Source organism: uncultured Rothia sp. (genome assembly GCF_937976295.1).
Classification (GTDB): Bacteria; Actinomycetota; Actinomycetes; order Actinomycetales; family Micrococcaceae; genus Rothia.
On sequence record NZ_CALJRY010000047.1, the window covers coordinates 1 to 12,305 of the forward strand.

9 protein-coding genes and 1 pseudogene are annotated in these 12,305 nt (G+C 60.1%); 2 read left to right on the plus strand and 8 right to left on the minus strand.

Annotated features, from left to right (window positions below):
• From Q0216_RS01300 to Q0216_RS01335, 8 genes are all read right to left on the minus strand, one after another.
• Window positions 1-1,886 (minus strand): threonine/serine exporter ThrE family protein (locus tag Q0216_RS01300; RefSeq protein ID WP_298592313.1); only part of this gene is annotated, 1,886 nt, incomplete at its 3' end.
• Between the two features lie 418 nt (window positions 1,887-2,304).
• Window positions 2,305-2,583 carry an HPr family phosphocarrier protein gene (locus Q0216_RS01305; protein WP_005504506.1) on the minus strand — a complete coding sequence of 93 codons (279 nt, stop codon included), beginning with the start codon at window positions 2,581-2,583 and terminating at the stop codon, window positions 2,305-2,307.
• A 233-nt stretch (window positions 2,584-2,816) separates the two neighbouring features.
• Complete coding sequence (gene ptsP / locus Q0216_RS01310; RefSeq protein ID WP_298592323.1) at window positions 2,817-4,511, minus strand: phosphoenolpyruvate--protein phosphotransferase; 1,695 nt, start codon at window positions 4,509-4,511, stop codon at window positions 2,817-2,819.
• Window positions 4,512-4,611: 100 nt separating this feature from the next.
• Window positions 4,612-6,621, minus strand: a complete 2,010-nt coding sequence (locus Q0216_RS01315; RefSeq protein ID WP_298592315.1) for a fructose-specific PTS transporter subunit EIIC — start codon at window positions 6,619-6,621, stop codon at window positions 4,612-4,614.
• A gap of 215 nt (window positions 6,622-6,836) precedes the next feature.
• The gene (locus Q0216_RS01320) at window positions 6,837-7,787 is read right to left on the minus strand and encodes a 1-phosphofructokinase family hexose kinase (protein WP_005508167.1); all 951 of its coding nucleotides are present in this window, start codon (window positions 7,785-7,787) and stop codon (window positions 6,837-6,839) included.
• Window positions 7,787-8,578 carry a DeoR/GlpR family DNA-binding transcription regulator gene (locus tag Q0216_RS01325; protein ID WP_049357323.1) on the minus strand — a complete coding sequence of 264 codons (792 nt, stop codon included), beginning with the start codon at window positions 8,576-8,578 and terminating at the stop codon, window positions 7,787-7,789. The genes Q0216_RS01320 and Q0216_RS01325 overlap by 1 nt, the downstream gene beginning before the upstream one ends.
• 423 nt (window positions 8,579-9,001) lie before the next feature.
• Window positions 9,002-9,481, minus strand: coding sequence for a VanZ family protein (locus Q0216_RS01330; RefSeq protein WP_298592318.1), 480 nt, complete (start codon window positions 9,479-9,481; stop codon window positions 9,002-9,004).
• On the minus strand, window positions 9,471-10,760 hold the full coding sequence (locus tag Q0216_RS01335) for a histidine phosphatase family protein (RefSeq protein ID WP_298592320.1): 1,290 nt from the start codon (window positions 10,758-10,760) through the stop codon (window positions 9,471-9,473). Before Q0216_RS01335 ends, Q0216_RS01330 begins: the two co-directional genes overlap by 11 nt.
• 287 nt (window positions 10,761-11,047) lie before the next feature.
• Between Q0216_RS01335 and Q0216_RS01340 the strand changes: the two genes are divergently transcribed.
• On the plus strand, window positions 11,048-12,007 hold the full coding sequence (locus Q0216_RS01340) for an ABC transporter ATP-binding protein (protein WP_298592321.1): 960 nt from the start codon (window positions 11,048-11,050) through the stop codon (window positions 12,005-12,007).
• Window positions 12,007-12,305 (plus strand): annotated as a pseudogene (locus tag Q0216_RS01345) (ABC transporter permease); the annotation flags it as partial. The gene Q0216_RS01340 and the pseudogene Q0216_RS01345, both read left to right, overlap by 1 nt.

Sequence of the window (12,305 nt, forward strand, 5' to 3'; positions counted from 1 at the left end):
TACGCAAAATACGTGCTCAACGCACCAATCACAACCGCCGCACACGCCGTCGGACCGCGACCCGTACTCGGACCGGCAAGCAGCTCGTAGGCGTAATAGGCCGCCAAACCGCAACCCGTAATGAGCATCAGCCAACCGACCTTCACCAGCTTCGTCTGCAAAGTAATTGCAAAGGTCGCGATCGCCACCAGGAAGAAGAAAGAGGCCACCAGCGGGGTTGTCGGTTCAAAACGTAGCTGCTCAATATCCAGGGTCGGGCCATTGAAAATATTGATCGCACTCACCGCGGTCGCAATGCCGACCACCAGGCCCAAGAAGCTCATGCCCGTAGACACGAAACGACCCGCAGCCGTCACCGGGAAGCCGTTAATCGCATCCTGCACGGCACCCACCAGACGCGGCGTTGGCAAGAACATAATCATGCCCGCAGCAACCACCAGAGGCGCCGAAATCGGCTCCCCCTGACGCTGCAGCACCGAAAGAATGGACCCTTCACCGCCCAGCCAAATCGCCAAGAAGGTCATCAGACCCGCACTAGCAGCCATGCGGAAGAACGCCGGAATACCAATCGAACTCAGCCACTGAATCAGCAAGTACACGGGAATAAAAATAATCACCGCACTCAACGCCGTTGCAAAGCTCGCCCCCAGCGCCGCCGTCAGGGTTCCAGCACACGCCAGATTCGCCGCCCACACCACCAGAGGCGGAAACGGCTTGGGTCGGTGCGTAATCTGGTTCAGCTCCAAATCAGCCATTTCCAGGGTCATACCGCCGCGAGTGATTTTATAGATCAGGCCGTACACCTCGGAAAGCGCCTCATAGTTCTCAGTGGAGGAACGCACCACACGCACCAGGGTGTGGGTGAAGCGCTCCTCAGCGTTCGCATTGCGCTTGGAGATGCGGGACTCCATGTAAATATCGGGGTCCGAGGTGTAGTTGATGGTCACCGACTGGTTCGTAATGTCGACTTCCACCGAATCCAGCCCGTACGCCGAAGACACCGCAATAATCGCCGAGTCCACGTCCATGGCGTCCGCGCCGTAGTGGAACATTGCCTCAGCCAGGCGCAGGGTGAAGTTCAGGGTATCGCGGGCGTATTCCTTCTCGCGACGGAACGCCTCACGACGCTCATGCTCCTCAGAGCGGATAGTCGGCACAAACTGGCGCTGAGCAATACGCTGGGCGCCACGCGGGGCGGCAGGTGCCGTCTCCTCAGTGCGCACGAAGGAACGGAAGCGACGCGACCCCCAACGGCCACCACTACCGCGCCCAAGGAGACCGCGAGATCCCCTATCGACCAGCGGAACGGAGGTGGTGGGCATCGAGACGGGCCCGGTCTTCGGCATTGCGGTAGGATCCGCGCCGAAGCGGCGGGCAGCGTGCGAGTTAGGAACCTGCGGAATCATGCCGGTCATGGGCACCGGCTGGGAGGGGCGGGTCAGCGCCTCCTCGGTCACCATATTGCTGGAGGTGGTGGGGTGCGGGTCCTCGCGGTATGCGTCTAGGTCGTCGTCAGGTACGAGGGAGGGGTCAATGACGGTGCGCGCACCGTGGCCGCTAGAGCTCAGCTCGGGGTCGCCGGTGGGCTCTACCTCCTGCGCGGGGATGCCCATGTCCGCGGCTGCTACTTGGAGCACTTCGCTGACAGCTTCTGCTGCGACGGTACCCTCCTGAGCCTTCGCAGAGGAGGCCTGCTGAGCCAACACACGGCGCAATTTCTCGTCAGTAACCTGGTCTAGGGAGACCAGGGGAAAGCCGCCTTTGCCCGCTACGTAGCCCGCCGTGGTGGTCTGCTCGCGTTCTGCGGATGCGGCCGTGTTTGCTTCGCCTGCATGCGAAGCTTCCCGCGAGTTGGGGGCTGCGGGGGTGTTCCTCGATTCTGCCAATGTCCCTCCCATATAGACAGTGCCTTTTTAGTCTAACAAGGGCGTGGTTCTGCGGTAGCACCGGGGAGCAAAAATACTGTTTTCTAGGGTGCGCTTCCTGTGCTAAAGGCACCAGTGGCGACCTGCGTTGGGTAGCTTCATTGAAATGAAGAGAAAGCGGGGTCACTACTGTACAGAAAATATTTTGGGGAATATTTTTGCGGGCATTTCCAAGGGAAAAATAAAGGTTATTCACACATTAAGATTTAGCGGGGAAATAGATCCCTTTATGTCCCACTCATAGCGCAATAAAATATGAATTATTCATAATAAAAAATATCCCGCCACCGAAGTGACGGGATATTCACGCTTTAAGGCTGTAGCCTTCACAGCATCCGAAGCGCACCGCTTAGGGGTTCACCTCAGAGGCGAGAGTCAATTACTCAGCGTCGTGGTCGGTCTCGAGGATCTTAACCAGCGAGTCCAGAGCCTCTTCAGCACCTTCACCCTCAGCGCGCAGGACAACAACGTCGCCGTGCTTTGCACCCAGGGACATCAGGGACAGAATCGATGCAGCGTCCATAGCCTCATCTGCGGGCTCACCCTTAGCAGCGATGGTCACCTCAACGGGGAGGTCGCCAGCTGCCTCAGCGAAGATAGCTGCCGGACGTGCGTGCAGGCCAACACGGCTTGCAATAGTGGCTTCGCGCTCTGCCATTATGTTTCTCCTTTGATTAAGGAACCGAAAATACTTCAGTACCTATTCTAAATGAACGGGGCGCTTCAGGACCCGCCCTTACTCTATAAATTGTACCGTTCAGCCACACGCTAACAAGTACAAAAATGCCGGATGCAGAAATAAAACTCTACACCCGGCATTTTCACGAACCCGAGCACCGCCTAACACACCCCATCAAGAGGCGGCAGGCAGCCCCAGAATCGTTTTAAGGCTTAGAGGCCCAGCTCGTCCAGAATCGGCAGACCCTTGCGTGCGCTCTCCTTCGCCTCAGCAGAAGAAATCTGCTGCAGAGCGATAGCCGCGATCTGCTGTGCCTTCTCCTTGGTCACAGACTTCAGAACCGCAGCCACAGCGGGGATAGCGCCAGCGTTCATGGACAGGGTGTCAACACCCAGACCAATCAGAACAACAGCCAGAGCCGGGTCGGCCGCAGCCTCACCACAGACGCTCACGTACTTCTTCTTACCCGCGGTGACCGATGCACGCTGAGCACCCTCAACGGTCATCTTGATCATCTTCAGCACTGCAGGCTGCCAGGGGTTGTTCAGGTGTGCCAGGTCACCCAGCAGACGGTCAGCCGCCATGGTGTACTGGGTCAGGTCGTTGGTGCCGATGGACACGAAGTCGACCTCGCCGAGGATAGCCTCAGCGTTCATCACAGCTGCGGGGGTCTCAACCATCACACCGTGAACGGGCAGGCCAATCTCCCTGAGCATGTTCGCGAAGTTACGTGCCTCGGAGGTGGTCGAAATCATCGGAGCCATAACCCAGATGTCAGCGTCGGAATCCTCCGAAGCAGCCTTAATAGCCTCCAGCTGGCGGGTCAGAACGCCCGGAACGGTCCAGTCGGTACGGAAACCGCGAACACCCAGTGCGGGGTTCTCTTCGGGGTTCACGTTCAGGAACGGCAGGGGCTTGTCAGCACCAGCATCCAGGGTACGAACCACAATGTGCTTGCCAGGGAATGCGTCAAACACGGACTTGTAGGTCTTAGCCTGAGTCTCAATGGAAGGCTCAGCGTCGTGGCCCAGGAAGCCGAACTCGGTGCGGAGCAGACCAACACCCTCAGCCTTCAGGCTTGCAGCCTTCTCAGCGGACTTGCCGTCACCAACGTTTGCGTACAGCTCAACGCGGGTGCCGTCAGCCAGCACGCCCTTACCGTCGAAGTCAGCGACGGGCTTGCGGTTTGCGTACTTGATTGCTGCTTCGCGGTCAGCGTCGGTGGGCTCGGTGTCAACGATGCCTTCGTTAGAGTCCACGTAGACGATGGTGCCGTCAGCAATATCGGTCACGCCCTTAGCAGCCACAATAGCGGGCAGGCCCAGGCCGCGAGCCAGAATAGCGGTGTGTGCCTGGGGGCCACCGTCAGAGGTGATCAGTGCGATAACCTTCTCGGGGTCCAGGGTCGCAGTATCAGCCGGTGCCAGGTCAATAGCAGCCAGGATGAACGGCTCATCAGAAACGGGGATGCCGGGAGCCTGCTGGCCGGTCAGCTCAGCAACGATGCGGGCACGCACGTCGTGGATGTCGGTAACGCGCTCAGCCATGTAGCCGCCCAGAGCAGCCATCTGGTCTGCGAAGGAGGTTGCAGCCTCCCAAATTGCGCGCTCGGGAGCCATCTCCTGAGTCTCAACCAGCTTGATTGCGCTCTTAATGAGTGCACGGTCGGTAGCCATCTGAGAGGTGGACTTCAGAACAGCCTTACCGTCACGGCTTGCATTCTCTGCGCGAGCCAGCAGGTCTTCCTTGACGCGGACCGACGCGTCCTTAATACGCTGTGCTGCAGCCTCAGCGGTCTCACCGCTCAGACGCAGACCATCCTTGGGTTCCTCGATGGGCTTAGGCATCTGAAGAACGGGGCCAATAACGCGGCCGGCGTATACGCCGACGCCCTTGTAGGTAGTCATAGAGTTCATGTCCTATCTTTGGTTTGTCTACAGTGTAACGTGTTTTTTCACGCTCACGCCTGCAAACAGACGATCAAATAAAGGTGAGGTTATACGGCCTTTACGCGGATGCCTTAGAACGGGCACCCAAGGACTTCAGCACCACGTACAGCAGCGCCGAAACAACGGTACCGGCAACAACAGCCACCAGGAACATCAGCGGGTTCTGCGCCAGACCAATAATCCAAATACCACCGTGCGGAGCCGGGGAAGCCACGTGCGCACCCATGGAGATTGCACCAGCGATAGCGCCACCAACAATGGTCGAAGGAATCACGCGAGCCGGGTCAGCCGAAGCGAAGGGAATAGCACCCTCAGAGATGAAGGATGCACCCAGCAGCCACGCAGCCTTACCGTTCTCACGCTCGTTCTCGTTGAACAGCTTGGGGCGCAGGGTGGTTGCCAGAGCCATAGCCAGCGGCGGAACCATACCGGAGATAATGACGGCAGCCATGATTTCCTGGTTCACGGTCGCACCCGAGGACAGGCCAGCAGTTGCGAAGAGGTAAGCAGCCTTGTTGATGGGGCCACCCAGGTCAGAAGCCATCATGGCACCCAGGATCAGACCCAGCACCAGAGCGGAGCCACCAGACATGGAGGTCAGCCAATCCTGCAGGGTGGTCATAACCCAAGCCAGGGGCGCACCGAGCAGCAGGTACATTGCCAGGCCGGCGACCAGAGAAGTCACCAGCGGGGTGATGACCACGGGCATCATCGAGCCGAGCCAGCGGGGCAGCTTCAAGGTGCCCAGAGCGTACGCAATCAGACCGGCGAGAATACCGCCAACAATACCGCCAAGGAAGCCCGCGTTCACGGCAAGAGCCACCGAACCGGCGATGAAGCCCGGAGCGATACCGGGACGCTGAGCCAAACCGTACGCAATGTACGCGGCAAGAGCCGGAACCATCAGGCTCAGGCCGAAACCACCAATGGTCTGCAGAACAGCACCCAGGTACAGGGTCCAGTGCACATCACCGAGGTTGAACAGGGTTGCCGAGCCGAGAATTGCCTCGGTGTTCACATCGCCAAGGTTCGGCATAGTGATTGCCTCGAAAACGAAGCCCAGGGCGACCAGAATACCGCCGGCAGCAACGAACGGAATCATGTAGGAGATACCGGTCATCACGGCCTTGTAGATGCGCGAGCCCCAAGCGCCCTCGGTAGCGCCTGCGCTGTCCTCACCGCTGGATGCGGCAGCGGCAACGCGTGCACCGTTGGGGTTCTCAGCCTCAGCCAGAGCCTCCGCAATCATTTCCTTAGGCTCGTCAATACCGCGCTTGACGGGAGACTCGACAAAGGGCTTACCCGCGAAGCGGTTACGCTCACGCACGTTCACGGACACGGCAAAAATCACAGCGTCGGCGGCGTCAATATCGGCCTGGCTCAGGGTTTCGTTACCCGAGGAGCCCTGGGTCTCAACCTTCAGGTCGTAGCCGAGCTCTTCAGCAGCGTACTTGAGGGCGTCCGCAGCCATGTAGGTGTGAGCAATACCGGTGGGGCATGCGGTCACAGCAACAATCTTCTTCACCGGAGCCGAAGCAGCGGGAGCATCCTGAGCGGAGGCGGCGGGTGCCGCGGCGGGTGCAGCCTCGGCGGGCTTAGCCTCTGCCTTCTTCTCACCTACGCCGAGCGCACCGTTGACCAGCTCAACAATCTCTTCAGCCGAGGAGGCTTCGCGCAGGGACGCGGTGAAGCTCTTCTTCATCAGGGAGCGTGCCAGGGTGGAGAGCAGCTTCAGGTGAGCCTGGTCAGCGCCATCGGGTGCAGCGATGAAGAAAATCAGGTCGGCGGGGCCGTCCTTTGCGCCGAAGGAAACTGCAGGGTTGGGGCGTGCCATTGCCAGGGTCGGCTCGGTGACGGCGGCACTACGGCAGTGCGGAATCGCAATACCGCCGGGGATACCGGTGTCGGTCTTGGATTCACGTGCCTCGGCAGCCGCGTAGAGCTGCTCGAAGTCGGTAGCGCGTCCGGCATTTACGACTGCCTGGGCGAGCTTGGCAATTACATCGAATCGGGTCTCACCGAGGTTCTCGTCCAGCAGGACGAGATCTGCGGTAATCAGATCAGACATATTCCCTCCTCGGGTATGTGTTGGGGCGGGGATTTGCTCAGCGGTGCCGGGCTCTCCGGTGCCGGGCTCTCCCCTATATGAGTTCAAAGTGTGTGCAGTGTGCGTGCTGTGTTCGTATATGCGTGCGGCTGTTGAGGTAGCACCTCGGCTTATATTTCCTCCCGGCTTATATTCTCTTCTGAGAATAAAAGCTGGAGGTGCGAAAACAGGCCGAATTAGAGCTGCAGCTGACGAACAGTGACCTTCTCAGGAGTGGTCTGCTCCAACGAAGGCATACGGGTACCGGGCAAAGCAGCAGCAGCCGAACCGTGAGCTACCGCCTGAACCAGGCAACCGGGGGCATCCTCACCACGAGTGTGAGCAATCAAGAAACCGGACAGTGACGAGTCACCGGCACCCACAGTGCTACGAACCTGAATCGGCTCGTGCACAGCGTGCCAGATACCCTGCTCAGTGACCAGCACTGCGCCGCCACCGCCGAGGGTGGCAAGCACGTACTCAATGCCGTCGCCGAGCAGCTTCTGGGCGGTGCGGGCGGTCAGCTCGGGGCTAGCCTCCAATTCCTCCCAGTTATCGCTACCGGTCAGCTGAGCCAACTCCTCCGAGTTGGGCTTAATCAGGGTGGGCTTGTGCTCACCGGCGACGGTCGCAATCAGCGGCGCCTCAGAGGTATCAATAGCAATCTTGCCCTCGTAGCCGGAGGCGCGCAGTGCCGCCACCAGCTCGGAGTAGTAGGTCGGTTCCAGACCCGGAGGCAGCGAACCAGCCAGAACCACCCAATCGGCGCCCTTAGAACGCTCAACCACCAGCTCGTCCAGCTTCTGACGCAGTTCAGCATCAAAAACGGTGCCGGGGGCATTCAGCTTGGTGGTGGTGCCATCCGGATCAACCACGGTGATGTTCGAGCGAATCGGCTCACCGGTGGGCAGGTTAGCGAACTCAACGTCCACAGCCTGCAGCGCGGTCAGCACCGGATCGGTGGCTTCACCGGGCACAATGGCGAGGGTCGGCACACCGGAAACCTGCAGGGCGCGGGAAATATTCACGCCCTTGCCACCGGGATCCTGTACAGCACCGACAGCACGCTGCACGGCACCGTGAGCCAGGGGCGCACCGAGCTCAATGGTGCGGTCCAGGCTGGGGTTGGCGGTCAAAGTAATAATCATTAGGCAATCACAATCTCAACATTTGCGGCCTCGAGTGCCTGACGGAGGGCACCTTCGGGCTCGCGATCAGTAATGAGGGTGTCAATATCCTCAAATCCAGCGAAGCGGACCAGGGATTCCTGACCGAACTTCGCGGAGTCACAGAGCAAGACCACGCGGCGGGCGGCCTTGCAAATTGCGGTCTTAACGATGGCTTCGTTCATGCCGGGGGTGGAGATGCCGAAGTGGGCTTCAATGCCGTTGGCACCAATGAAAGCAATATCGGGGCGCATGGTGCCGAAGTGCTCTGCGGCGCGTGCGCCAACAGCAGCCCAGGTCATCTTGCGCAGCTGGCCGCCAACCAGCTCAAGGGTGACGCCCTCGGCTTCGGCGAGCTTGACCGCAATGTGCAGTGCGTGGGTGATGATGATGCGGTCGTTGCCGGTCTTGAGGCTGAAGTTCTCTGCGCCAATGTGGTCGGCAAGAATTTCGATGGTGGAGCCTGCGTCCAGGACGATGGAGCCCGCCTCGGAGTCGCGTAGCATCTGGTACGCCTTGGTGGCGATGCGGCGCTTCTCGGGGGTGTTCATGCCCTGTCGGGAGGAGATGGAGGACTCCAGGGAGGTGGACTGCTCAATGGTGACGGCACCACCGTGGACACGGCGGAGCTTACCTGCTTCTTCCAGTGCGGCGAGGTCACGACGCACGGTCTCCATGGTCACATCGTAACGACGCGCAAGGTCAGCGCCGTTGACACGACGTGCGGAGGCAACAAGCTTTGCAATTTCGGCACGGCGTTCTTCTGCGAACATAAATCTGGTGTTCCTTTGGGCTAGTGGTAGGAAATCTGTGCGTTCTTTTCTGCGTTCTGCTCGACTTTTATGACCGTGAGAGACATGGTTTCAGTGAGCCAGCAGAGCGCTTGAGGGTAATACTTGATTTTATGTGGGTTTTTGTGGGCAAGTCAATATAAAACGCTGTATTTACCGGAATATTACCCGAATGTTCCCTACCGAAACCACACTATATTGGAGGCCACTGCCTGTTTATGTCTGTTTGACCTAATGAACTGTTGGGTTTTCCGCCCCACCATCTGCGCCCACTATCCACACAGCGCCAAACACCTACGCAGCACCCTAACAGGGCAAAAAAGTGGAGGCGCCGGCTCCGAGAACCCTCGACGAAAACCCTCGCCGAGAACCCTCGAAACCAGCGCCTCCACCGGGCACAAAACCTTATTTACCTTGACGTTCGCGGCGCACGCGACGCCAACGGTGCACGCCCAAAGCACCCGCTGCACCCAGCAGGGCACCCGAACCGTTCATCAGCACATCCACCGGGTCGCCGGTGCGATCAGGCATAAAACTCTGAATCGTCTCAATGCAGGCGCTGACCAAAAACCCCGAGTACAGCACGTGCGGGCGAGCCTTCGGCTTGAGCAGCAGGGCGAAAAGAAAACCGCCCGGAATAAACATGATGACGTTCGAGAGCTGCTCGATGCTCGAATAGGTGATAAACGCAGGCAGCCAACCCTCGGAGTGGCCGGTGTCCAGCAGCTGCGCCAGGCGGCCGCCCATCTCGTTATCGTCCACGTGCACGGGGGCGAACACGATACTCGCCACCGTCGCGCAGTACAGCGCTGTGACGGGCCAGAGAATCAGCCGCCACACGCGAGCGCCAGAGGGAGCGCTACCGGTTTGTTCCTTACCAAACAAGGCGACCTGCCTCGTCGAACTGCTTGGTCGAGTCCCACGCGAACAGTCCGGGCACGTCAATCGTGAGCGGTTCGGCGTTCGGCACGGTCACGGTCCACTCTTCACCGGCTGCTGCGGAGAGGGCGCGGCGAATAAAGCTGCCGTGGCTGACGGCAATAATCTTCTGGTCGCCCGAGGCTTCAGAGAGTTCACGCACGATATTGCGCAGGGTACGCACCGCACGAATGTACACGTCACGCTCGGATTCCACGTTCGGGTAGTAGCGTTCCGGGGCGCGGCGTTCGGGGGCGGGAATGTCCAGGCCCTCGCCGGCACCGTAGGCGCGTTCCACCAGCTCGGGGTAGGTCTTGTGCACCTGCAGGTCGAAGTGCTCACCGACCAGCTGCGCCGTCTCGTGGGCGCGGGATAGCGGCGAGGACACCAGCACGGTGAATTCCAGGCCCATGTCGGCAAGCTTCTTGCCGGTGGTGCGTGCCTGCTCGCGGCCGGTGTCGTTGAGCGGAATGTCGGTGATGCCCTGCATCAGGTTCGCCTTGTTCCAGTCGGTTTGGCCGTGACGAATCAGGGTGAGGGTCGTATTCTCGGCACCCGCCGGAATCTCTTCGGGGCCAAGCTCGGGCTCCAGATGCTGCACGAGCAGGCGGTCGATTGCCTCGTCCAGGTACCGCAGGGGCACCTCGGTCAGGGAGGCGTTCACCGGGATTGGGTAGATGCCGTCCTCGTTGAGCAGTTCGGGGTGGCGCTCAGCGACCAGGGCGGTCATGGTCAAGGCAATGAGCATGCCGTGTGCGGCGACCACAACGGTCTGACCCTCGTATTCGCGACAGACGCGGTTCAGCGCCGCGAGGGAGCGGGCGAGGAAGTCCTTCTTCGGTTCCACGTTGAAAGCGTTATTGGACTGGCGGGAGGCGAGAATCAGCTCGCGGGTAGCGACCTTGCCCTCCAGGTCGCCAAAGGAACGTTCCTGGAAGCCGTCAACGGCACCACGGTAGGGTACGCCCAGGCCTTCGGCTACGATTTCGGCGCTTTCTACGGCGCGGGAAAGGGGCGAGGAGACGATAGCGTCCACGCTGGTGCCCTCAGCCGCCGCCTGCTGCAGGGCACCGATAGCGGTGCGGACCTGTTCCCTGCCGGTGTCGTTGAGGGGGATGTCGGTGCCGCCCTGGAAGCGGTGGTCAATATTCCAGTCGGTCTGGCCGTGGCGCAGGAAGATGATGCGGGTTCCTGCCTCGGGGTCGGCTACCGGAGTGATGATGGGGGTGTTCTGTGCGTCGGTCATCCTTCTAGTATGGCACTGCCTCGGTGCAGTTCAAGGCCTCCGCGCAGTTCAAGGCCTCCGCGCAGTTCAAGGCCTCCGCGCAGTTCAAGGGGTGTGTGGCTTACTTATCCCTTCTGCTGAGGCGTGCTCATACCCCGGTATGAGGTGCGGGGCAGTTGAGCACCCGGTCGGGCGAATTTTTACAGGGTTTTCCCATATTTTTCAGCCCTCAGACGGAGGGGTGAGCCGCCGAGAAGCTGAGATGATAGATGTGTACTTCCGTTAGTTCATACCCAATGAAGGTTGTCATGACACAGAATCCTCAATCCCAGAACCCGCAGTTCCAGGCTCAGAACCCGTATTCAATGACCCCTCCGCAGGCGGCGCAGCCTGCCGGTCAGTATTCCGCTCAGCAGGCTCAGCCCGGTCAGCCTAACCAGCAGGCGGGCTACTATCAGGGTCAGCAGGGCTACCCGGCTCAGGCGCCTCAGCAGATGCAGCAGGCGCCCTTTGCGCGCGGTGCGATTATTTCTGCCCGTAACCTGCACAAGTCGTACGGCAATAACCCGGTGCTGCGTAACGTGAGCCTGGATATTTTCCCCGGCGAGTCCGTGGCGATTATGGGTCCTTCCGGTTCCGGTAAGACCACCCTGTTGCACGCGCTTTCGGGAATTATCAAGCTCGATGCCGGTTCTGTGCTGTTCAATGGCCCGACCGGTCAGGTGGCGGTGGAGTCCCTCAGCGAGCGTGAGCGCACCTCCCTGCGCGCTAACTCGTTTGGTTTCGTGTTCCAGCAGGGTCTGCTGGTTCCCGAGCTGACCGCGGAGGAGAACGTCTCCCTCGCCGCGATGATTGCCGGTGTTCCCCGCCAGCAGGCACGTTCCATTTCGGCTGATCTGCTGAACCGTCTGGGTCTGGGTCAGATGCTGGACCGCCGTATGGGTGAGATGTCCGGTGGTCAGGCTCAGCGCGTGGCGATTGCTCGCTCCCAGGTGAACGGTGCCCCCGTGACTTTCGCGGATGAGCCGACCGGCGCGCTGGATTCGAAGACCGCGCGTGAGGTGATGGCTCTGCTGCTGACCATGATTCCGCAGCAGGGTAAGACTCTGCTGGTGGTGACTCACGACCCGAACGTGGCGGCGGCGTGCTCCCGCGTGGTGTACCTGCAGGACGGTCAGATTGTGAGCGATCAGCGCAATAGCCAGGGCGGCGTACCCGCGCAGAACGGCTTCCAGAACCTCGGTGCTCAGTCTCAGGCAGGTGCATAATGCAAATCTATGCTCTACTCGCCAAGCGAACCCTATGGAGTTCGCAGGCGATTCTTCCCGTGCTGGCTTTTGCCGCCTCCTCGGCACTGTTTTTGACGGTTGCCGGTGGTGTTCAGGCGCTGAGTACGTGGCTTGAGCACGCGAACGTTGACCACGAAATGGTCAACCTGATGGGCATTCAGAAGCTCTACATGGGTTTGGCGTGGGTTGCCGCTCTGGTGCTGGTTGTTCCGCTCTTTACCCTGGGCGCTTCGGCTGCTCGTTTGAGTGCCCGCCGCCGTGACGAGCGTCTTGCGTC

Coding starts and splice junctions, on each gene's coding strand:
- Q0216_RS01305 (WP_005504506.1), bottom strand. CDS start 2,583: ATGGCAGAGCGCGAAGCCACTATTGCAAGCCGTGTTGGCCTGCACGCA.
- ptsP (WP_298592323.1), bottom strand. CDS start 4,511: ATGACTACCTACAAGGGCGTCGGCGTATACGCCGGCCGCGTTATTGGC.
- Q0216_RS01325 (WP_049357323.1), bottom strand. CDS start 8,578: ATGTTCGCAGAAGAACGCCGTGCCGAAATTGCAAAGCTTGTTGCCTCC.
- Q0216_RS01335 (WP_298592320.1), bottom strand. CDS start 10,760: ATGACCGACGCACAGAACACCCCCATCATCACTCCGGTAGCCGACCCC.
- Q0216_RS01320 (WP_005508167.1), bottom strand. CDS start 7,787: ATGATTATTACTTTGACCGCCAACCCCAGCCTGGACCGCACCATTGAG.
- Q0216_RS01315 (WP_298592315.1), bottom strand. CDS start 6,621: ATGTCTGATCTGATTACCGCAGATCTCGTCCTGCTGGACGAGAACCTC.
- Q0216_RS01340 (WP_298592321.1), top strand. CDS start 11,048: ATGACACAGAATCCTCAATCCCAGAACCCGCAGTTCCAGGCTCAGAAC.